Below are 21,745 nucleotides of genomic sequence, written 5' to 3'. Positions count from 1 at the left end.
GTTATGGCTTGCACTAACCCCCAAAATCCTGACTGCAGAAATTGCAACAAGGACGGACTGGCGATTCTGCTGGCGCGTTACGCTGTTGTGCCGCTCAACATTCCGGGCGACGTCCCGGCCCCCCTGGGCAACAAGGTCACTGGCACCGCGCTGACCAACTACAAGTATGTATTGCGTACGCTGCGTGCAGGTTTCGTCTACCTGTTCTATGAGCGCCACCCCTCCAACATCACCATCAAATGGGAAGCCTATGCTGTCTCCCCCGAGGGCCGGCTGTGGAAGCGACCTTCGCACCTCTATCCCGAACCGGTGCCCGTGGAGCCGGTGTGCACGCGCAGCGGCGACAATATTCCGACATCAGTGATCCACATCGAACATCCTGCCAAGTGCGGTCGTGTCTGGATAGCATTTTCGCAGCATGCCTGGAGTGAAGCCACCTTCAAGGCTTTCGCCAGCGACATCAAACTGCGCGATCAGCGTATGCAGACCTTTATCCCCAAGCTGTGGATCAGCGCGGGCGGTTATCGTCACGGCATGGTCGCCACCGAGGGCAACGTACAGAAGGTGCTCGAATACAACCCGGCCTATTCCCCCGACCTGCTCAATGAAAGGACCACCACCGGGGTATTCGGCAGCCCGAGCGGCAGGTATAACCGCACCAAGCTTCAAGCCAACACCACGATCCATCGATCCTTCAGCCGCAAGGACGAGGTCAAGCCTCTCGTGGCCAAGATGGAAGAAATCTGCACCCATGGCAAGGGCGAGAAATACAAGCCCATGGTCATGGGCGTGTGGGACGCGCTGGGCATTGGTATCGAACTCAATAACTTCCGTAACGAACCAGCGGGGTGGATGCATCGCTATAACACCGAGTTGCCGTTTCAGATCGATGGCATGCTGACCATCAGCAGCCTCAAGGATCTGCTGGAAAATCACGCCGGTGCCGTCGTTGATCGCAATGCGGATCTAGCCAAGCAGCGCGCGCAGCAGTACGACTTCGTCAAGGAGCGGGCGGAGGCGCAAAAACTGCCCGCCGATACGAGGGAAAAACTCCTCAAGGCGATCGAGGTGCAGGAGTACGTACAGTCCAAAGGCGTCGAGGTGGACAACGTCTACCAGAACCGCATCACGCGCGCCGCCATGCTGCCCGACGCCGCGCGTGACAAGGAGTATGCCCAGATCAAGGCCGATGCCGACACGGTGGTCACGTCACGCGCCGCCTACCGGAAAGGCCGTGTTGAAAAAGCCTGGCCACCGTATGCGGAGAAACTCGACATGAAGGCCTACGAGACCTTCAAGAAGAATTTCGAAAGCCTGCAGGATGAAGCGACGGCCCTGATCGAAAAGCGCACCGCCGACATGCTCGCCTGGATGCAGTCCCGGCATTTCCTGGATGGACTGCGGGAGTACCACGGCGACGATATCCAGGATGCCGTCGCCTTCGAATCGCATGTCAGCGAAGTCACCTTCCTGTTGAACACGACCAAGAGCGGTCGCGGCAAGATCGACGAATGGGTCAATGATCTGCAGATCGCGGAATCCAACCTGATGTACCGCCTGTTGAGCATGAATCAGGATGCGGCGCGAACCGAAGTTTCGCAATTCCTGATCCAGGCCGAGACGTTCAGGAGCGATCAGACCGCAGCCACGGTCTGGAACTGGTATGCGTATATCCAGAAGTCGATGAAAGCCATCGCGGATTTATACAAGAAAGCGGCAGGCGTCTACAACGCCAACGAAAAGGCAAAGGCCGGGACCAACGTCGCCTTCAATGTGAAGCTTGAACCCTACCGGCAGTTCGGCATCGACAAGACGGCATCGACCTTCGGTGATTTCATCTTCAAGAAATTCAGACTCGACGGCAAGATGGCCGACATGGCCTGCGAAAAGATCATCCAGACCTGGTTTGGCTTGCGTGCCGGTGTGGAAGTGGCAGCGGCGGGTGCGCTGGCCGATGCGCAGGCCCGTTATGCCATGACTGGACGGCTTGACATACTGGAGCGCGTGCGAGCATCCAAGAACCCGCTCGCGCCGGAAGTCCCCGAAAAGGAAACGGTGTCGTCCAGGACGCTCAAGCGTGACTGGGCCGCCTTCCGTGATTCAGAGAAGAGCGCCAGTGCCATGCGGGATGCGCGCATGGCACTGGTGGTGCTGCTGATCGAGAGCGGCAATTTTGCGAAGATGATGCATGACTGCATTGAGAAAGGGGATAGCAAGAGTCGGGCTGGATTGGCGGCATCTGCGATGACGATCGCTAGCGGCGTCATTGATATCTGGGGTGTGGCGGTCAAGGAAATGCAGACGGCGAATGCGACTTCTTATCAAGTCATGAAGTTGGGTGGGGCGGGCTTAAGTGTTGCTGCGGGGATTATCGGGATTGTGTTTGATGCTCAGGATTTGACTAAAGCGCGTAGTAAAGGTCAGGGTGGAATTTATGTGCTCTATTCGTTGAAAATCGGCTTCGGCGTGGTCAATATTCTGGCGACCGGTGCCTCGACATTTACCTACGCAGCGCCAATTCTCCTGCGCCTGACTGGACGTGTAGCAGCCGCGCAGGCACTGGATTTGGTGGGTACTCGAGTGGCTGCGGCAATTGCGTGCCGGATTCTCTTTATGTCTGCGGGGATGTGGATTGGCGTGCTGCTATTTATTGTGCAGGTGGCTATTTGGACATTGAGCGATGATGACTTGGAAATTTGGTGCACGCTCTGCGTTTTTGGTACGAAAAAGGGAGCTGAGGCGGCATACAAGGATGCGGCCAAGCAGCGTGAAGAACTGGGCAAAGCGTTGATCGCGGTAGGAGTCGGATGATGGATCAGTACTTAGAAACACCAGGCCAAGCGAATGGCCTGATGAAGATCAGTGGCAAAATAAAAAATTATGTCAGTAAAAGGGACGAAGCTAGCTTTGTCTTGACCAAGAAAGACAAGACAGGAATGGGCATGGTCTCCGTTGCCTTGGCTGCGGTAGGCATGGGAGGGCAGGCGATTGCGACTGCCTCAAATGCGGCCAGTCTGCAGGAGGAGGCTGACTATGTGGAGTTCGATCTGGAAGGCAAGAAAGTCAAAGGCTGGCTATGGCGAAGCCCTTTTAATGATGGCGATCAAGTCGATGCGGTGGTCGCCTGGCAGGGGGACTATTTTGAATTAGTCGCACTCGCAAAGCCCTCTGACCGAATGATTGCACTGTATCCACATTGTGTACGAGGGAGGCGTGCTTTTTACACGCTTGTATTCCGTTGGTGGATAGTTTTTGCAGGAATATTTCCACCTACTTGCACGTCTTTGATCATCTGGGCGTCAGGAGCTAATGATTTCTTTTTTGAGTTTCCGTTCTGGGCAACGTGGGCCGGTTTTTCGATAGGTTGGACTTTTATTATCTTCATGCTGATGCGGCAATGGATCCCGTTTGGTAAAGCTGCACAACGCGTATTTTCCGTGCTGGGATTAAAAGATCCATCAGGCGTGGATCTCAAGAAGACGACCAAGGCACAACGCAAGCCGGACGATCCGCCAGAGATGGGCGCATTCTTCTTCCGTTATTAAGTGAATTTGAAATACCCACTATGGAAACAAACGCCCCATGTCAGGTAGCGCTTGGCGAGGTTGAAACCGGCGCGCTGATCAAGATCAGCGGCACGATCCGGCATTACACCTGCGAGCGAGATGAGGTGAGCTTCGTTTTGGCCAAAAAAGATAAATACAGAATGGGCATGGTCGCGGTTGCCCTGGCAGCCACCGGTATGGGGGGCCAGGCTATAGGGACAGCAACGAACGCGTCACAGATAAATGAAGAGGCTGATTTTGTTAGCTTCGAACTAAATGGACAGCGGGTGAAAGGCTGGTTGTGGAGAAGTCCATTTTCTGAAGCTGATGATGTGGATGTAGTGGCCGTCTGGCAAGGAGACTATTACGAACTCATGGCCATGGCAAAGCCCTCCGAAAGGCTTATTGCTTTGTATCCGCATTGCGTGCGTGGAAGAGGCGCTTTCTATTCGTCGGTGTTGAAATGGTGGTTTGCGTTTGCGGTATTGTTCGGGCTTGCCTCAACGGCAGTAGCGCTTTGGGCAGTCGGACGACCGGAATTTATCTTTGGTGAAGATTTTTGGATAACCGGGGCAGGTGTTGTCGCTGGTCTAAGCTTCGTCACTGTTATGCTGGCGAGACAATGGGCACCATTTGCTAAGACATCGCAGCGAATATTTCAGATACTTGGATTGCCCAGTCCGGCCTCTATTGATTTGAAGAAGACAAGCAAAGCACAACGTAAGCAGGGCGATCCACCGGAAATGGGGGCATTCTTCTTCCGGTATTGAGCAAATCAGCATCTCGCCGGACACCATTCACATGGTGGCCGAAATCCGAGTCTGGAAGCTTCTGCCTTCCTGAACTTGAGGTTTTCTATTTCAAGTACTAAAGGATCAGAAAATAGCGACTGATAAAAACTGGGAAAAGAGTTGATCGCGGTAGGAGTCGGATGATGGATCAGTACTTGGAAACACCAGGCCAGGTAAATGGCCTGATAAAGATCAGTGGTGAAATAAAAAATTATGTCAGTAAAAGAGACGAAGCTAGCTTTGTCTTGACCAAGAAAGACAAGACAGGAATGGGCATGGTCTCTGTAGCCCTTGCTGCCGCAGGAATGGGGGGGCAGGCAATCGCGACTGCCTCGAACGTGGCCAGTCTACAGGAAGAAGCCGACTACGTTGAATTCGATCTGGATGGCAAGGAAGTCAAAGGCTGGCTATGGCGTAGCCCGTTCAAAGAGGGCGATGTCGTCGATGCGGCGGTTGTTTGGCAAGGAGAGTATTTCGAGCTAGTCGCACTGGCGAAGCCTGCTGATCGGACGATTGCGTTATATCCGCATTGCGTGCGAGGGCGGCGTGCCTTCTATGCGCTGGTTTTTCGCTGGTGGTTTATTTTTGCTGGAGTAATCACGCCAGTCAGCACATCTCTTCTTATCTGGTTGACCGGTTCTTACAGATATTTTTTTGAGCTGCCTTTCTGGGGGGCGTGGGCTGTAATAGCGTTAGGGTGGACCTTCGTAATTTTCATGCTGATGCTGCAATGGACCCCATTCGGTAAAGCGGCACAACGCGTATTTTCCGTGCTGGGATTAAAAGATCCATCAGGCGTGGATCTCAAAAAGACCACCAAGGCACAACGCAAGTCGGGCGATCCACCAGAAATGGGCGCATTCTTCTTCCGTTATTAAATGAATTTGAAATGCCCTCTATGGAAACAAACGCCCTATGTCAGATAACGCTTGGCCAGGTTGAAACCGGCGAGCTAATCAAGATCAGCGGCACGATCCGACATTACACCTGCGAGCGCGGCGAGGCGAGCTTTGTTCTCACGCGCAAAGACAAAGCCAGGATGGGCATGGTCTCCGTTGCCCTGGCTGCGGCAGGCATGGGAGGACAGGCAATCGCGACTGCCTCAAATGCGGCCAGTCTGCAGGAAGAAGCCGACTACGTCGAATTCGATCTGGGTGGAAAAAAAGTTAAAGGCTGGCTATGGCGGAGCCCATTCAAAGAGGGCGATGTCGTCGATGCGGCGGTTGTTTGGCAGGGAGAGTATTTCGAACTGGTCGCACTTGCCAATCCTGCTGACCGGACAATTGCGTTATATCCGCATTGCGTGCGAGGGCGGCGTGCCTTCTATACGTTGGTTTTCCGCTGGTGGTTTATTTTTTCTGGAATATTTCCTCCTGCGGTCACCTACTTCGGTTTTCTAGCTTTTGGTTTTAACCGCGTTATTTTTGAGTTTCCGTTTTGGATTGCGTGGGGGGGGATTGCATTTGGTTGGACCTTTGTCATTTTCATGCTGATGCTGCAATGGACCCCATTCGCTAAAGCGGCACAACGCGTATTTTCCGTGCTTGGATTAAAAGATCCATCAGGCGTGGACCTCAAAAAGACCACCAAGGCGCAACGCAAGCCGGGCGATCCACCAGAGATGGGTGCATTCTTTTTCCGTTATTGAATGTAAGAAGAGCTTGTCTGGATTGTCACAGTCGCAGTATCTCGACCAGGCGACCTATCGCTGCCTTTAAAATTCTGAAGGCTGCCCTAGCTTTGTTTTGGTGTATTCCTGGGCTTCTGCAGCAAGGCCTTCAAATTGGCCAGCCGTGCCTGCGGCGTGATCTTCTCGCTTTCCTGCGGCACCGCTTCGCCTTCATCCAGGCGCATCTCCTTGACGAAGCGCGAGATCTGGCATTCGATCACTTCCTTGGCGCGCTTGCGGCGCTTGCACCAGGACAGGTGCAGCGAACGCTGGGCACGGGTGATGCCCACGTACATCAGACGCCGCTCTTCTTCCACACGCGCGGCGGCTGCTTCGGGCGGGGTGTCGGGGTCGCCCTTGTGCGGCAGGATGCCTTCTTCCACGCCGACCAGGAACACATGCGGAAACTCCAATCCCTTGGAGGCATGGAGCGTGGACATGCGCACTGCATCCTGCTCTTCGTCGCGGCCTTCGAGCATACTCATGAGGGCCACCATCTGGGTGATTTCCAGCAGGTTCTTTTCTTCGCCTTCACCATCGCGTCCGCCGCAGGCGCGTTCCTTCAGCCAGTTGATGAAGTCCACCACGTTCTGCCAGCGCGCCTGCGCGGCCCGTTCTTCGAAGCTGTCGTAGAGATAGAACTCGTAGTTGATGGCTTCCATCATGTCGTCCAGCACGCGGCCGGCCTCGGCGCCGCTGCCGGAGGGGCCGGGGCGGGTGGCGCGCGACTCCAGCGCATTGATGAAGTCGCAGAACTTGCGCAGCGGCAGCAACTGGCGGTCGGTCAGCTTGTCTTCCAGGCCGCCCTTGTAGACCGCTTCGAACAAGGAACACTGCCATTGCCCGGCCAGCGTGCCCAGCACTTCCAGCGTGGCCTGGCCGACGCCCCGGCGCGGGGTGGTGACGGCGCGGATGAAGGCGGGGTCGTCGTCCTGGTTGGCGATCAGGCGCAGGTAGGCAATGATGTCCTTGATCTCGGCACGGTCGAAGTAACTCTGGCCGCCCGACATCACGTAGGGAATGCGTTCGCGCCGCAGCGATTTTTCCAGGATGCGCGCCTGGTGGTTGCCGCGATAGAGGATGGCGTAATCGGCAAACTTGGCGCGTCGCTCGAAGCGGTGTGCCGAGAGCGTGATGGCGATCTGGTCGGCTTCGGCTTCTTCGTCATCCATGGCCATGACCGTGATCGGATCACCCAGGCCGTGCTCGGACCACAGGGTCTTGTCGAACAGCTTGGGGTTGTTGGAGATGACCGCGTTGGCCGCCTGCAGGATGCGCGTGCTGGAGCGGTAGTTCTGTTCCAGCTTGATCAGGTGCAGGTTGGGAAAGTCCACGCCCAGCAGTTTCAGGTTCTCGATGGTGGCGCCGCGCCAGGCATAGATGGCCTGGTCGTCGTCGCCTACGGCGGTAAACATCGGCTTCTTGCCCACGCCGGTGACCAGCAGCTTGACCAGTTCGTATTGGCAGGTATTGGTGTCCTGGTATTCGTCGATCAACAGATAGCGCAGCTTGCGCTGCCAGCGGTCGCGCACTTCCTCGTTGCTGCGGAACAGTTCCACCGGCAGGCGGATCAGGTCATCGAAATCGACCGCCTGGTAAGCCTTCAGGGTCGCCACATAGCTGCGGTAGATACGGGCAGCCTGGGCTTCGTCTTCGGTGCGGGCATTCTTTTCGGCCAGGTCGGGATCGACCAGACCGTTCTTCCACAGCGAAATCGAATTCTGGATGCCGCGGATGATGGCCTTGTCGGTGGTCACCGCCAGTTCTTGTACCAGGGAAAAACAATCGTCGCTGTCCATGATGGAAAAGCGGTCCTTCAACCCCAGATGCTTGGACTCCTGGCGCAGGATCTTCACCCCCAGTGAATGGAAGGTCGAGACCGTCAGGTGCTTGGCTTGCTTGGGATCCTTGAGCAGCTTGGCGATGCGTTCCTGCATTTCCAGCGCGGCCTTGTTGGTGAAGGTCAGCGCGGCGATGTTGCGCGATTCGTAGCCACAGTTTTCGATCAGGTGCGCGATCTTCTGCGTGATCACGCGGGTCTTGCCCGAGCCGGCGCCGGCCAGCACCAGGCAGGGCCCGGCCATGTAGTGGACGGCTTCGCTTTGCGGCTTGTTCAGGCCGAAGGAGGGGGCAGACATACGGAGGCGATCGGCGTGGGCAGGAGAAGAAACGAGGTGCCATTGTAGCAGCCCGCCCGCACCGTCTCGGTACGCCTGTGGGACAATGCCGCATTGCCGGCGGCAACAACATCACGAGAGCTACCATGAAATTCAACCACCTCATCCAGATCAACGATCCGCTCAACCCGCTGATCGATCCCCTGACCCGCGAACAGTTGTGGCGCGGCCTGGTCATGCGCGCCGAGTCGCCGCAGTTGTTCATGCCGCACCTGGACGATTGCCGCCTGCTGGAGAAAAGCCTGGACCGCGTGCGCCGCGAGCTGCGCTATGGCGAGCTGGTGATCATCGACCAGGTGAGCTACCTGCCGCAGATCCAGGTGCTCTACGACGTGCCGGCCCAGGGCGATATCCCGGCCTCGCGCATGAGCATGACCATCGAGGAACCACAGGCCGAGGTGCTCTTCGTGCGCTTCGAATATGACGATGGCCAGCCCGAGGATGTCAGCGGGGAAGCCGCCTTCTACGACAACTTCCGCCGCTCGGCCTACCAGGAAGCCGATATCGATACGGTGCGCATCATCCGCGAGCTGATCCAGCGCGGGGAGCTGCATTGAAGAAACTGAACCTGGTGTGCCCTTGAATCAGTTTTCCTGATGCACAAGAAAAAGGCGCGGTCCTTGCGGATCGCGCCTTTCTTGCTTTGATGTAGTCCGATCAGGATCAGGCCAGCAAGCGTCCCAGTGCGCCGTTGACCAGTGCGCCACCGATGACCAGCCAGGCGAACAGCACGGCGCCCAGGATCATCGGCTTCATGCCGGCGCTGCGCAGGGCCGAGAGGTGGGTGGACAAGCCCAGGGCGGCCATGGCCATGGCCAGCATCAGGGTATCGGCCTGCAGCACCAGCTGGTTGAGGTGGGCCGGCAGCGGGAAGAAGGAATTGAACACCACCACACCGATGAAGGCAAAGGCGAACCAGGGAATGGACAGCTTCTTTTGCTGGTGCTGGTGACCCGAGACGCTCGGTGCGGCCTTCATCGACAGCATCAGCAGGAAGGGCGCCAGCATCATCACGCGGACCATCTTGGTGATCACGGCCACATCGGCGGTGTGCTGGTCGATGGAGCGGGCCGCCGCCAGGACCTGGGCTACTTCATGAACGGTGGAGCCGATGTAGACACCGAAGTCCGGCAGGCGCATTCCCCACATCGGTTCGGCCTGCAGCGTATAGAGCAGGGGATAGAGGAAGATCGCCAGCGAGCCGAAGATCACCACGGTAGAGACCGCCACAGTCACCTGTTCGCTGCGCGCACGCAGTACCGGTTCGGTGGCCATCACCGCGGCGGCGCCGCAGATGGAGCTGCCGGCGCCGATCAACAGTGCCGCATCGCGATCCAGCTTCAACAGCTTGGTACCCACCAGCCAGGCCAGGCCGAAGGTGGACAAGAGCATGGCGGCATCGATCACCACCCCGGCCAGGCCGACGTGGGCGATGTCCTGGAAGGTCAGGCGAAAACCGTAGAGGATGATGCCGGCGCGCAGCAAGGTCTGCTTGGAAAAGCGCACGCCTTCGCCGCAATAGGCGCCCATGCGCGCATAGACGGTGTTGCCGATCAGGATGCCCAGCACGATGGCTACCGTCAGCGCCGAGAAGCCATGGCTTTGTAGCCAGCCGATATTGCCCAGGTTGATGGCGGCCCAGGCCACGGCGCCGGAGAGCGCCATGCCGGCTATGGCCGGATGCAGGGGGGAAGTTTGGGTTGCGCTACGCATGATGCTCTCCACGAAGGATGATGCTGTCGATGGAGTGCACTTTACGCGTCGGGCTGATAAAAGAAAAACGCGTTATTTTGCTAATATCTACCTGTTTTATAGGTAAATTTGAGGTGGCGTTTTCTGCACACCACTATGTCAGAAATGCATAAAGGAGGATCAATGAGGATCACGCTTCGGCAATTGCAGATTTTCCTGGCGGTGGCGCAGTCTGGCTCGACCACGGCGGCGGCGGGCATGGTGGCCTTGTCGCAGTCGGCCGCCAGTGCCTCCTTGAATGAACTGGAAAGCCTGCTCGGGGTGCAGTTGTTCGACCGCGTCGGCAAGCGCCTGGTCTTGAACGACAGTGGCCGTCAATTGCTGCCACAGGCGCGCCACATGCTGGATGCGGCACAGACCATCGAGCGTCAGTTCAGCGATCCGGCCGCCGGCAGCGAGTTACACCTGGGGGCCTCCACCACCATCGGCAGCTATCTGCTGCCGGCCATGATCGCGGCGTATCGGCGCATCCATGCCGGCGCCCGGGTGCGGGCGCTGGTGGCCAATACGGCCGACATCGTGGAGGCGGTGGTCAATTTCGAGGTGGATGCGGGCTTGATCGAAGGGCCGTGCCATGCCGATGACGTCAGGGTCGAGCCGTGGATGACCGATGAATTGATCGTGGTGGCTGCACCCACTCACCCCATCGTTGCGCAGGCGCGCAAGATCACGCTGAAGATGCTGCGCCAGGCCGACTGGCTCTTGCGCGAGGCCGGCTCCGGTACGCGCGAGGCGGTCGAGCACGCCTTGATTCCCTACCTGCATCACCTGCCGTCCTCCTTCGAGTTCGGCAACTCCGAGGCGATCAAGCGCGCCACGGCCGAAGGGCTGGGCATCAGTTGCCTGTCGCGCTCGGTGGTGGAAGACCTGATCGAATCGGGCAAGCTGGTCGAACTGGAGACGCCACTGCCGACCCTGCGCCGCCATTTCTACATGGTGGTCAGCCGCCACCGCGCACCTTCGCCCAGCCTGGCGGCGCTGCTGTCGTTCTGCCGCCAGTGGGCGCAGCAGCAAGCGCACCAGGCGTAAGATTTTTTCAGATGGGTTCGAACACGCCGGCGCTGCGGTTCTTGGCGACCTTGTTCCAGGCGAAGATGCGGCCATTCATGGCCACATACACGCCCGGCGGCAGCACCTGGGCCACGCCGCAGGCAAAGCCGAAATTGAAGAGAGCGTCCGAATTGGCGATCTCGTAGGGGATCATGGCGCCGGTCAGCACCACGGTTTTGTCGCTCAGCGCCGGGCCCAGTACCTGGGCGGTCTGCTGCATGGTGTCGGTGCCGTGGACGATGACGATGGCTTGCTGGGGCGAGGCCTGGCAGGCTTGCAGCACGCGCTGGCGGTCGGCATCCTGCATCTCCAGCGAATCCAGCAGGCGCAGGGTTTCCAGGCAGACTTCGGTAGTGATGCGGGCGCGGGCGATGACGTCCGGCAGGTGGCTTTGGCCAAAGCCTAGCTGGCCGGCGATTTCGTCGTAGTGCTTGTCGAAGGTGCCGCCGGTGGCGATGATGCGCAGGCTCATGGGTTTCCTATCTTCCAACTGGTCAAAAAATTCATCAAACGGGATAAGCAAGATGCGGTCCCGGGCCCTGGAGAAGGGCGCTGCGCCCGGGCCAGGCGCTATCTTACACGCAGCAAGCTTCATTTTCGTGTGTCGGCGCCGGCCTTGGGAGCGATTTTGCCAAGCCATTTATAATGGCCCGGATATGAAACCTCTGGCACCCGGCACCGTCATCTTCCACCGCCATCGCGGCTATGGCGTGATCGTGCTCGTCAACCTGTTGACGGGCTGGATTTCTGCGCGCTTCGGCAGCGAAGTGCGCACCCTGGACCTGAACCTGTCCTCCGACGAAGTGCAGCACGCCGATGGTACGCCCATCCTGTTTCGCCGCGCGCCCCCCGATCGGATGCCCCATGCACGGCTCATGGCCATGGTGCGCGAACTGCACCGGGCCGGTTACCAGCGGCTTTACTTGTACAGTTGGCCGAAGCCTTCCGGGCTGCATTGGCGCTGGCATCTCTTCAGCGGCCCGCGCAACTGGATCGAACGGCCCCGGCGCGAGGGTTGGTATGGCTCGGGCGCGGATTACAACTTCAATCCGGTGCTGGGCTGGGGCGATGGGCCCTCTTCTTCGCCCGAGGAACTGGCACGTCTGCTGGCGCAATTCGATCCGCAAGGGCTGGCGCGCGCCTTGGGGGAGGATCAGGAACACGCCAACTGGTTCGAGCAGGTATGTGCCACGCTGCTGCCGGACTATGCCTTCAGCCTGGGCTGGCATGACCACAACGCCATGCCCGAGCATCTGCCGGTGATCCCGGTGCGGCGCAACGTCCCCGACTATGCGGGAGCCCCCTTACCTTGGCCACCGGGCTGGCGGCACTTGTGGAAGCGTGGCGGGCCGATGCCGCAACTGGCCTATGACCCGCCGGTAAGAACCATTCACCGTATTACCCCAGAACCTCAGGATTGAGAACGTTGGCAGGCCGTCCAGCGGCGTAGTCGACGATGTTCTGGAAGGCCGCACGGAAGTAAAGTTCATATCCATCTTTTTCCACGTAGCCCAGGTGCGGCGCGGCCACCACGTTGTCCATCTGCAGCAGGGGCGACTCCACCGGCAACGGTTCGCGCTCGTAGACATCGAGTGCGGCCAGGCCAGGGCGACCTGCCTGGAGCGCCGCTTCCAGGGCCTCGGGCTCGACCAGTTCGGCGCGGCTGGTGTTGACCAAGCAGGCGGTCGGTTTCATCCGGGCCAGGTCAGCGGCCTTGACGATGGCGCGGGTGGCGTCGTTGAGGCGCAGGTGCAGGCTCAGAACATCGGCCTGGGCAAAGAACTCTTCCTTGCTGGCCGCGGCCTGGTAACCATCCTTGACGGCCTGTTCGCGGCTGGCCTCACGTCCCCAGATCAGCACCGACATGCCAAAGGCGCGACCGTAGCCGGCCACCAGCTTGCCGATCTTGCCGTAGCCCCAGATGCCCAGCGTGCGTCCCTTCAGGGCGGTGCCGATCATATTGTGATGCGGCGTAGGCGAGACCTGTTGCCAGGCGCCGGCGCGCAGGGCGCTGCAATACTGCGGCACGCGGCGCATGGCGGCCATGATCAGGGCCCAGGTCAGTTCAGCCGGTGCGGTCGGGTCGCCCACGCCTTCGACGATGGCAATGCCACGCTCGGTGGCGGCGGCCACATCGACGTGGCCGCTGACCTTGCCGGTCTGGGAGATGAGTTTCAACAGCGGCAGTTTTTCCAGCAGCGGCCTGGTCAACGCCGTGCGCTCGCGAATCAGGACCACGGCATCGAAGGGCGACAGGCGCGCCGTCAACTGGCCGATGCCGCGCACGGTGTTGTTGAATACCTTGACATCGTGACCCGCCAGCAGGCTGAAGCAATCGAGGTGGCGCACGGCATCCTGGTAGTCGTCGAGGATGGCGATTTTCATGAGGGTCTCCTGGTAGACATGCGTGAATGGTGGGGTAGCAGCCCCTCGCGCGAGCGGGCCGATGACCTCTGGCCGACATCATAAAGGGATTGCTCCGATCCGGTGTGATACCTGTCAGGATGACGGACCGCTCGCATCTGTAGGCGCTGTGGAAGAGTGCATTGCCCTGTACGCTGACAAGGTCTGTCAGTCATTGTCCGGCTATGCGTTGCCAAAGAGCGAAAATGAAATAATCGTCCCATTTTTGGGGAGTGATATTCATATGGTGAATGGTTGGATCGGCTGTATCCCGCGAAAATCCAGTATTGAAGCGGTTTTTCGGAAAATTGCTGTTATACGCCATGGTAATGAAAAAACAGATTTCTTCCGATTTGTAATTACCTACTACATAAGTCGGGTATTTTCCGCTACAAATTTGCGTAAATTCTGTTTTATCGGGGTACAATCGCAGCCACTTTCTTCCACTCTCGACTGTCGAAGAGTGAACAAGGCCCGCCGCCAACACGGGTGTCGGGCCCGGTAGCCAGACCCGGACAGGGCGGCTGCCATCGACAAGATCGCCGTATTGTCGAGCTGGCGCGTGGATTTTGCGCCGCTTCCCGGACCACGACGATCCTGCCGTGCCTACCGAATTCATCAACTTGTGGCATTGGAGGTAGCATATGAACCAACCCCTCATGGCAGGCATTCCCGCAATCAATGCGCCCGCCTACGTCAAACACCAGAAACTGATCAACTGGGTCGCCGAAATCGCTGCGCTGACCAAGCCGGCTCGCATTTACTGGTGCGATGGTTCGCAGGAAGAATATGACCGCCTGTGCGCCGAGATGGTCGCTGCCGGCACCATGAAGAAGCTCAACCAGGAAAAGCGTCCCAACAGCTACCTGGCCTGCTCCGACCCGTCGGATGTGGCGCGCGTGGAAGACCGCACCTTCATCTGCTCGCAGAACAAGGAAGACGCCGGCCCGACCAACAACTGGACCGATCCGGTCGAGATGCGCCAGACCTTGCATGGTCTGTTCGACGGCTGCATGGCTGGCCGCACCCTGTACGTGGTGCCGTTCTCGATGGGGCCGCTGGGTTCGCCCATCGCTCACATCGGCGTGGAACTGTCGGATTCGGCCTATGTGGCGGTCAACATGCGCATCATGACCCGCATGGGCCGTGCGGTGTATGACGTGCTGGGCGCCGATGGCGAGTTCGTGCCTTGCGTGCACTCGGTGGGCGCACCGCTGGCGGCTGGTCAGAAGGATGTGGCCTGGCCGTGCAACGCCACCAAGTACATCGTGCATTACCCGGAAACCCGCGAGATCTGGTCCTACGGTTCGGGCTACGGCGGCAACGCGCTCTTGGGCAAGAAGTGCTTCGCCCTGCGCATCGCCTCCAACATGGGCCGCGCTCAGGGCTGGCTGGCCGAGCACATGCTGATCCTGGGCGTGGAGTCGCCCCAAGGCAAGAAGCATTATGTGGCAGCGGCCTTCCCCTCGGCCTGCGGCAAGACCAACTTCGCCATGCTGATCCCGCCCAAGGCCTTCGGCGGCTGGAAGGTCACCACCATCGGCGACGACATCGCCTGGATCAAGCCGGGTGCCGATGGTCGCCTGTACGCGATCAACCCAGAAGCCGGCTACTTCGGCGTGGCCCCCGGCACCAACGAAAAGAGCAACTACAACTGCATGGCCTCGGTCGCGGCCAACACCATCTTCACCAACGTCGCGCTGACCGATGATGGCGACGTCTGGTGGGAAGGCATGACCAAGGAAGCCCCGGCGCACCTGATCGACTGGCAGGGCAAGGACTGGACCCCGGCAATCGGCAAGGAAACCGGTCGCAAGGCCGCGCACCCGAACGCCCGCTTCACCGTGGCGGCCACCCAGAACCCGGTGATCGACCCGGCCTGGGACGATCCGGCCGGCGTGCCGATCTCGGCCTTCATCTTCGGTGGCCGTCGTTCCACCACCGTGCCGCTGGTGACCGAAGCCCGCAACTGGGTCGAAGGCGTCTACATGGCTGCCACCATGGGTTCGGAAACCACCGCTGCGGCTGTCGGCCAGCAGGGCGTGGTGCGCCGCGATCCGTTCGCCATGCTGCCCTTCGCTGGCTACAACATGAGCGAATACTTCCAGCACTGGCTGGACATCGGCAAGAAGATCGCCGCCTCGCCGGCCGAGCTGCCCAAGATCTATTGCGTCAACTGGTTCCGTACCGATGCCGATGGCAAGTTCGTCTGGCCGGGCTTCGGCGACAACATGCGCGTGCTGAAGTGGATGCTGGACCGCATCGAAGACCCGCAAGGCGTCAAGACCGGCGGTGTCGAGCACCTGTTCGGCATCACCCCGCGTTTCGAGGATCTGCAGTGGGAAGGCCTGGACTTCAGCGCCGAACAATTCACCACCATCACCTCCATCGACAAGGCTGCCTGGTTGAAGGAACTGGAGCTGCACGCAGAACTGTTTGACAAGCTCAAGCACAAGCTGCCGGTCGAACTGAAAGGCGTGAAGGACAAGCTGGAGAAGAAGCTGGCAGCCTAAGCTGACCGGTTCGGAGAAGACAGGAAGCGCCTGCCGCAGGGATGCGGTGGGCGTTTTCTTTTTGAGCGCCGCTGGCCGGTAGTTCCGGCCTCAACCGGGCATGAACGCGGTCAGGGGCATGAGCGCGCTGCGCAGCGCTTCAGGTAGTGCCACCGGGCGGCGGCTGGCACGATCCACGTACACATGCACGAAGTGACCCTGCGCGGCGGCAGTCTCTTGCCCCGCCTTGAAGATACCCAGCTCATAACGCACGCTGCTGCGCCCCAGATGCGCCACCCGCACGCCGACCTCGACCTGGTCGGGGAAGGCCACCGAGGCGAAATAGTTGCACTGCGTCTCGATGACCAGGCCGATCACCGCTCCCCGTTCGATGTCCAGTACGCCGCGCTCCACCAGGTAGTGGTTCACCGCCGTATCGAACCAGCTGTAATAGACCACATTGTTGACGTGGCCATAGACATCGTTGTCCATCCAGCGCGTCTGAATCGCGTGAAAATGAAGGAAATCGGCGCGGCGGCCAGGTTGGGGACGGTGCTCGCTCATCGGTATGAAGGATCAGGATTGGTCGGCTTGTGCGCTCGCACAAGAACGGCGTGCTTGCAGTAACATTGCTCCCACTTCCGCTTGCCCCGCTCCGGGGCGAGCACGGAAGTGCTCCATCTTAAGCGATCAGTCTCGCCATGGGGCCAGCGTCGTGCTTGCATCGGCGCTGGCTGTCGCCATGTAGTCCGGGCGAGGGTGCCGTTTGCGCTCGCCCAGTCCGATGATAGGCTGATCCTCAAGATCGATAGTTAAATCCAATCAAAAGTATTGATTAAATAAAATTGATCTATTTTGTTTGGCGTTCTACTATTCAATCCATCGCTTCACTCAACCCCCCTTTAAAAGGAAATCGACATGTCCCTGATCAACACCACTATCAAGCCGTTCAAGGCAACCGCTTACCACGATGGCAAGTTCGTCGACATCACCGAAGCTACCCTGAAGGGCAAGTGGTCCGTGTTCGTGTTCTACCCGGCCGACTTCACTTTCGTGTGCCCGACCGAGCTGGAAGATCTGGCCGACAACTACGCTGAATTCAAGAAGCTGGGCGTTGAAATCTACGGCGTGTCCACCGACACCCACTTCGCCCACAAGGCCTGGCACGACACTTCCGAAGCCATCAAGAAGGTGCAATACCCGCTGGTTGGCGACCCCACCGCTACCCTGGCACGCAACTTCGAAGTGCTGATCGAAGAAGAAGGCCTGGCACTGCGCGGTACCTTCGTGATCAATCCAGAAGGCGAAATCAAGGTCATGGAAGTGCATGACAACGGCATCGGCCGTGACGCTTCGGAACTGCTGCGCAAGGTCAAGGCTGCCCAGTACGTCGCTTCGCACCCGGGTGAAGTCTGCCCCGCCAAGTGGGAAGAAGGCGCCGCTACCCTGAAGCCTTCCCTGGACCTGGTCGGCAAGATCTAATTAGCCCACTCGGCAATTAAATGCTCTGAAGAACATCCCTGCAGTACCCGTCCTGGCCCGCTCCCCCCGGGCAAGCGGTCGACCCCCACAAGGGCGAGGCCGTGGTCAGGGCGACTTTGAATCTCTCAACGAGGAAGTGAATCATCATGCTTGATGCCAATCTCAAGACCCAATTGAAGGCCTATCTGGAAAAGGTCAGCCACCCGATCGAGATCGTCGCGTCGCTCGATGATGGCGCCAAATCCCGTGAGATGCAGGAACTCCTGCAAGAAATCGTGCTGCTGTCCGACCGTATCAGCCTGGTCGAACATCGCGGTACCAGCAAGGACGCGCGTACTCCGTCCTTCAAGTTGCATCGCCCCGGGACCAACATCAGCGTCGAATTTGCCGCGATCCCGATGGGCCACGAATTTACCTCTCTGGTGCTGGCCCTGTTGCAAGTGGGCGGCCACCCGATCAAGCTCGACGACAAGGTCATCGAGCAGATCCGTAACCTGGACGGCGACTACCGCTTCGAGACCTATGTCTCGCTGACCTGCCAGAACTGCCCGGAAGTGGTGCAGGCCTTGAACGTGATGTCCATCATCAACCCGCGCATCCAGTCGGTGACCATCGACGGCGCGCTGTTCCAGGGTGAAGTCGAGCAGCGCCAGATCATGGCCGTGCCGACCGTCTATATGAACGGCGAAGTCTTCGGCCAGGGCCGTACCGGCGTCGAAGAGATCCTCGCCAAGCTCGACACTGGCGCTGCCGCCCGCAAGGGTGAAGAATTGAGCGCACAGGCGCCGTATGACGTGTTGATCGTCGGCGGTGGCCCGGCCGGTGCCGCCGCTGCCATCTATGCAGCGCGCAAGGGTATCCGTACCGGTGTGGTGGCCGAGCGTTTCGGCGGCCAGGTGCTCGATACCCTGGCCATCGAGAACTTCGTCTCGGTGCAGGAAACCGAAGGTCCGCAATTCGCCACCGCCCTGGAACAGCACGTCAGGGCCTATGACGTCGACATCATGAACGTGCAGCGCGCCGAGGCGCTGGTGCCGGGCGACAAGTTGATCGAAGTGAAGCTGGCCAATGGCGGCGTGTTGAAGGGCAAGACCGTGATCCTGTCCACCGGTGCACGCTGGCGCAACGTCAACGTGCCGGGCGAGCAGGAATACAAGAACAAGGGCGTGGCCTATTGCCCGCACTGCGATGGTCCGCTGTTCAAGGGCAAGCGCGTGTCGGTGATCGGTGGCGGCAACTCGGGCGTGGAAGCGGCCATCGACCTGGCCGGCATCGTCGCCCATGTGACCTTGATCGAATTCGCTGCCGAACTGAAGGCCGATGCGGTGCTGGTGCGCAAGTTGAAGAGCCTGCCCAACGTCACCATCGTGACCTCGGCGCAGACCACCGAGATCACCGGCGACGGTCAGCGTGTCAATGGCATCAGCTACAAGGAACGGGATACCGGCGAGATCAAGCACGTGGCGCTGGAAGGCGTGTTCGTCCAGATCGGCCTGGTGCCCAACACCGAATGGCTGAAGGGGACCCTGGCCTTGTCCAAGCACGGCGAGATCGAGATCGATGCCAAGGGCCAGACCTCGATTCCGGGTGTCTTCGCCGCTGGCGACGTGACCACCGTGCCGTACAAGCAGATCGTCATCGCCGTGGGTGCTGGTGCGACGGCGGCCCTGTCGGCCTTCGATCACCTGATCCGCTCCTCGGCCGATGACGTGGCCCCGGCGGCGACCAAGGAAGCAGTGGCTGCCTGAGTGATACGCCAGCCGCACTCGCACTAGCAAGAAACAAAAAACGCCACCGGTTGAATCAGCCGGTGGCGTTTTTGTTGAAGCAGTACCGAGCAGTACCGCTGGCAGCTTACTTGAACATCAAGCGCAGCGAATCCCAGGCGCGGCCCAGGAAGCCTGCCGGGCCCACCGATTCCAGCGCCACCACCGGCAGCTCGGCCACGGTCTTGTCATCGATGGTCACCTTCAGGGTGCCAACCTTGGCATTTTCCGAGATCGGGGCGATCAGCGGATCATTGCGATCCAGCTTGGTCTTGACCTTGTCAGCCGTACCCTTGGGGATGGTGATGTAGACGTCGTTCTTGAAGCCGACCTTGATCTTGCTCTGCGAACCCTTCCACACATCAGGCGTATCGACCGGTTGGCCCTTGGCATAGAGCTTGACGGCGTCGAAGTTCTGGAAGCCCCAGTTCAGCAGCTTCTGGCTTTCCTGGGTGCGCACCGCATCGGAGACGGTACCGATCACCACCGAGATCAGGCGACGTTCGCCATTGGGCACCGGGCGGTGCGCCGAGGTGATCAGCGAATAGCCGGCGCTGGAGGTGTGGCCGGTCTTCATGCCATCGACCGTCGGGTCCAGCCACAGCAGGCGGTTGCGGTTGGGTTGGGTGATGTTGTTGTAGGTGAACTTCTTCACCGAGTAATAACGCTTGTAGTACTCGGGGAAGTCGTTGATCAGGTTGCGGCACAGGATCGACAGGTCGCGCGCGGTGGTATAGGTGTCCGGGCTGGGCAGGCCGTGCGGGTTGCTGAAGTGGGTATTGGTCAGGCCCTGGCGCTGCGCTTCGCGGTTCATCAATTGCACGAAGGCGTCTTCGGTGCCGGACACGGCTTCGGCCACGGCCACGGCGGCGTCATTGCCGGAGACCGAGATCAGGCCGTAGAGCAGATTGTCGATGGAGACCGGCTTATTGGGCTCGATGAACATCTTGGAGCTGCTCGGATCGACCTTCCAGGCGTTGACCGAGACGTTGACTTCCTGCTCCAGGCTCAGGCGCTTGTCGCGCAGGGCGGCAAAGGCCAGGTAGGCAGTCATGAGCTTGGTCAGCGAGGCCGGTTCCACGCGCATGTCGGGTTCGCTGGAGGCGATCACCTGGTTGGCCGAGGCATCCAGCAGCAGCCAGCTCTTGGCAGCCACGGTGGGCGGCGGCAGGGTCTGGGCGGAAGCGGTGAGTGCGGAAAAGGATAGGACGGTTGCGGCGAGCGCCGCGAGAAGCTTTTTCATCGGTGCCTAAGAAAAATTGCCAGCACGGGGGAACATCGTAGCTGTTGGTTTGAAAAGAGGGTGAGGCAGGGCGGGTCAGTCTGGTTCCATCGGTGACGGCAGCATGGCGGCGACACGGGGAAGTGCCGGGCTGGCTGCACGCACTGAATTATAAAACGTCACGCGGCTTCGTTCCCAATTGAATGGATCTTCATCCCCGAAAATCCCCTCACGAAACCGGCATGGCGCCCTTTGCTGCATCGTGCGGCGCCGTCCGGCCTCATGCCTGGGTGCGTTGCGTAAAAAAACGTAAAGACACTCAAGCCTGAAGCTGCGCCGGGCGGCGATGCCAGCTTTCGACCACCACGTTCTTGATATGTTGCAGCTTGCGGTGAAAAAAGTGGTCCGATCCGGGAATCACCACCACCGGCAGCTCCTGCGGGCGCGCCCAGTCCAGCACGGCCGACAGCGGGATGGTGTCGTCCTGCTCGCCGTGGATCAGGATGGTATTGGCCGGAGCCGGCGGCATGGGCCACTTGCCGGCGGCGGTACCCACCAGTACCAGGCGTTCGGCCGCCGTGGCTGCGTCCTGTTGCAGCAGGCGCTGCTGCAATTGCGCCTGGACGAAGGTACCGAAGGAAAAACCACCCAGCGCCAGCGGCAGGTCGGGATATTGCGTGCGCATGTGCTGCAGCAGCAGCGCCATGTCGTCGGTTTCGCCGGCGCCGTGGTCATGCACGCCTTCGGACTTGCCTACGCCACGGAAATTCATGCGCACCGCCACGTAGCCCAGCGCCAGGAAGGTGCGGGCCAGGGTTTGCGCGACCTTGTTGTCCATGCTGCCGCCATACAGCGGATGCGGGTGGGCTACCAGGGCCAGGCCGACCGGGGCGGCGAATTGCTCGGGGTCCGGCAGGTCCAGCGCGCATTCGAGCTGGCCGACCGCGCCGGGGATCATGAAATGCTGGGTGTATACGTTCATGGCTTGCTAAAAACGGATGAGGGGAAGCTTGCTGCAAGCGGCTTGCAGGGCAGGTCGGTGTTCAAACCTTCATATCTTCAGATTTTCAGGCGATCCACCACTTTGCCGCCGACGATGTGGCTGTCGATGATTTCATCGATGTCTTCCTGGTCCACATAGGTGTACCAGGTGCCTTGCGGGTAGATCACCACCACCGGACCTTCCTCGCAACGCTCCAGGCAGCCGGCCTTGTTGATGCGCACCTTGCCGGGCGCGGCCAGGCCCAGTTGCTTGATGCGTTTCTTGGCATGTTCCTGGGCCGCCTGCGCACCCTTGTCGGCACAGCAGGTACGCTCGCCCGGCTGGCGTTGGTTCAGGCAGAAGAAGACGTGGTGTTCGTAGTAGGGTTGATCTTGATCGCTCATGGAAGGGCCT

Annotated in this window: 20 protein-coding genes; 11 read left to right on the top strand and 9 right to left on the bottom strand. The window is 59.6% G+C overall.

The genetic code is table 11. The features are described 5' to 3' along the window. Positions 1-3 precede the first annotated feature (3 nt). From RC54_RS22515 to RC54_RS22495, 5 genes are all read left to right on the top strand, one after another. Complete coding sequence (locus tag RC54_RS22515) at positions 4-2,811, top strand: T6SS effector BTH_I2691 family protein (protein WP_061789421.1); 2,808 nt, start codon at positions 4-6, stop codon at positions 2,809-2,811. Beyond that, the gene (locus tag RC54_RS22510; RefSeq protein ID WP_061789422.1) at positions 2,808-3,545 is read left to right on the top strand and encodes a putative type VI secretion system effector; all 738 of its coding nucleotides are present in this window, start codon (positions 2,808-2,810) and stop codon (positions 3,543-3,545) included. The genes RC54_RS22515 and RC54_RS22510 overlap by 4 nt, the downstream gene beginning before the upstream one ends. A gap of 20 nt (positions 3,546-3,565) precedes the next feature. Beyond that, positions 3,566-4,315: a putative type VI secretion system effector gene (locus tag RC54_RS22505; RefSeq protein WP_061789423.1), complete on the top strand. Its 750-nt coding sequence runs from the start codon at positions 3,566-3,568 to the stop codon at positions 4,313-4,315. Between the two features lie 161 nt (positions 4,316-4,476). Then, positions 4,477-5,214 (top strand): putative type VI secretion system effector, encoded by a 738-nt coding sequence (locus RC54_RS22500; protein WP_061789424.1) that lies wholly within the window; start codon positions 4,477-4,479, stop codon positions 5,212-5,214. An 11-nt stretch (positions 5,215-5,225) separates the two neighbouring features. Continuing rightward, positions 5,226-5,984 (top strand): putative type VI secretion system effector, encoded by a 759-nt coding sequence (locus RC54_RS22495; RefSeq protein WP_244216403.1) that lies wholly within the window; start codon positions 5,226-5,228, stop codon positions 5,982-5,984. Positions 5,985-6,070: 86 nt separating this feature from the next. On the opposite strand, the gene RC54_RS22490 is transcribed toward RC54_RS22495, so the two are convergent. Next, the gene (locus tag RC54_RS22490) at positions 6,071-8,143 is read right to left on the bottom strand and encodes a UvrD-helicase domain-containing protein (RefSeq protein WP_061789425.1); all 2,073 of its coding nucleotides are present in this window, start codon (positions 8,141-8,143) and stop codon (positions 6,071-6,073) included. 125 nt (positions 8,144-8,268) lie between these two features. Between RC54_RS22490 and RC54_RS22485 the strand changes: the two genes are divergently transcribed. Beyond that, positions 8,269-8,739: an SRPBCC family protein gene (locus tag RC54_RS22485; protein ID WP_061789426.1), complete on the top strand. Its 471-nt coding sequence runs from the start codon at positions 8,269-8,271 to the stop codon at positions 8,737-8,739. Between the two features lie 106 nt (positions 8,740-8,845). On the opposite strand, the gene RC54_RS22480 is transcribed toward RC54_RS22485, so the two are convergent. After that, entirely contained in the window at positions 8,846-9,895 is a 1,050-nt protein-coding gene (locus tag RC54_RS22480) for a YeiH family protein (protein WP_044530783.1), read from the bottom strand. Between the two features lie 162 nt (positions 9,896-10,057). Here RC54_RS22480 and RC54_RS22475 point away from each other — a divergent pair, with 162 nt between their 5' ends. Continuing rightward, positions 10,058-10,963 carry a LysR family transcriptional regulator gene (locus tag RC54_RS22475; protein WP_058897004.1) on the top strand — a complete coding sequence of 302 codons (906 nt, stop codon included), beginning with the start codon at positions 10,058-10,060 and terminating at the stop codon, positions 10,961-10,963. Between the two features lie 7 nt (positions 10,964-10,970). Here the strand turns inward: RC54_RS22475 and RC54_RS22470 are convergent, their stop codons facing one another. Continuing rightward, on the bottom strand, positions 10,971-11,456 hold the full coding sequence (locus tag RC54_RS22470) for an asparaginase domain-containing protein (RefSeq protein ID WP_017449749.1): 486 nt from the start codon (positions 11,454-11,456) through the stop codon (positions 10,971-10,973). A 184-nt stretch (positions 11,457-11,640) separates the two neighbouring features. On the opposite strand from RC54_RS22470, the gene RC54_RS22465 reads away from it, so the two are divergent. After that, positions 11,641-12,405, top strand: a complete 765-nt coding sequence (locus tag RC54_RS22465) for a hypothetical protein (RefSeq protein ID WP_017449748.1) — start codon at positions 11,641-11,643, stop codon at positions 12,403-12,405. Here the strand turns inward: RC54_RS22465 and RC54_RS22460 are convergent. Then, entirely contained in the window at positions 12,383-13,369 is a 987-nt protein-coding gene (locus RC54_RS22460) for a D-2-hydroxyacid dehydrogenase family protein (protein WP_058897002.1), read from the bottom strand. The genes RC54_RS22465 and RC54_RS22460 overlap by 23 nt on opposite strands. A 190-nt stretch (positions 13,370-13,559) precedes the next feature. Beyond that, on the bottom strand, positions 13,560-14,006 hold the full coding sequence (locus tag RC54_RS25505) for a hypothetical protein (RefSeq protein WP_156481285.1): 447 nt from the start codon (positions 14,004-14,006) through the stop codon (positions 13,560-13,562). Between the two features lie 25 nt (positions 14,007-14,031). Here RC54_RS25505 and RC54_RS22455 point away from each other — a divergent pair, with 25 nt between their 5' ends. After that, the gene (locus RC54_RS22455; protein ID WP_061789427.1) at positions 14,032-15,900 is read left to right on the top strand and encodes a phosphoenolpyruvate carboxykinase (GTP); all 1,869 of its coding nucleotides are present in this window, start codon (positions 14,032-14,034) and stop codon (positions 15,898-15,900) included. Positions 15,901-15,990: 90 nt separating this feature from the next. Here RC54_RS22455 and RC54_RS22450 read toward each other — a convergent pair whose 3' ends face one another. Next, positions 15,991-16,443 carry an acyl-CoA thioesterase gene (locus RC54_RS22450; RefSeq protein WP_061789428.1) on the bottom strand — a complete coding sequence of 151 codons (453 nt, stop codon included), beginning with the start codon at positions 16,441-16,443 and terminating at the stop codon, positions 15,991-15,993. A gap of 354 nt (positions 16,444-16,797) precedes the next feature. On the opposite strand from RC54_RS22450, the gene ahpC reads away from it, so the two are divergent. After that, positions 16,798-17,361 carry an alkyl hydroperoxide reductase subunit C gene (gene ahpC / locus RC54_RS22445; protein ID WP_008332872.1) on the top strand — a complete coding sequence of 188 codons (564 nt, stop codon included), beginning with the start codon at positions 16,798-16,800 and terminating at the stop codon, positions 17,359-17,361. Positions 17,362-17,507: 146 nt separating this feature from the next. Next, positions 17,508-19,109, top strand: coding sequence for an alkyl hydroperoxide reductase subunit F (gene ahpF, locus RC54_RS22440; protein WP_058896999.1), 1,602 nt, complete (start codon positions 17,508-17,510; stop codon positions 19,107-19,109). 106 nt (positions 19,110-19,215) lie between these two features. On the opposite strand, the gene RC54_RS22435 is transcribed toward ahpF, so the two are convergent. From RC54_RS22435 to RC54_RS22425, 3 genes are all read right to left on the bottom strand, one after another. After that, positions 19,216-20,370 (bottom strand): D-alanyl-D-alanine carboxypeptidase family protein, encoded by a 1,155-nt coding sequence (locus tag RC54_RS22435; RefSeq protein WP_017449738.1) that lies wholly within the window; start codon positions 20,368-20,370, stop codon positions 19,216-19,218. Between the two features lie 298 nt (positions 20,371-20,668). Then, entirely contained in the window at positions 20,669-21,331 is a 663-nt protein-coding gene (locus tag RC54_RS22430) for an alpha/beta hydrolase (RefSeq protein ID WP_058896998.1), read from the bottom strand. Positions 21,332-21,408: 77 nt separating this feature from the next. Beyond that, positions 21,409-21,735 (bottom strand): (2Fe-2S) ferredoxin domain-containing protein, encoded by a 327-nt coding sequence (locus RC54_RS22425; RefSeq protein WP_017449736.1) that lies wholly within the window; start codon positions 21,733-21,735, stop codon positions 21,409-21,411. Between the last annotated feature and the right edge of the window lie 10 nt (positions 21,736-21,745).

It is taken from the genome of Herbaspirillum rubrisubalbicans, from assembly GCF_003719195.1.
Classification (GTDB): domain Bacteria; phylum Pseudomonadota; class Gammaproteobacteria; order Burkholderiales; family Burkholderiaceae_D; genus Herbaspirillum; species Herbaspirillum rubrisubalbicans.
The sequence above is the reverse complement of the archived record's forward strand: the minus strand, read 5'-3'. Positions and strand labels throughout refer to the sequence as shown.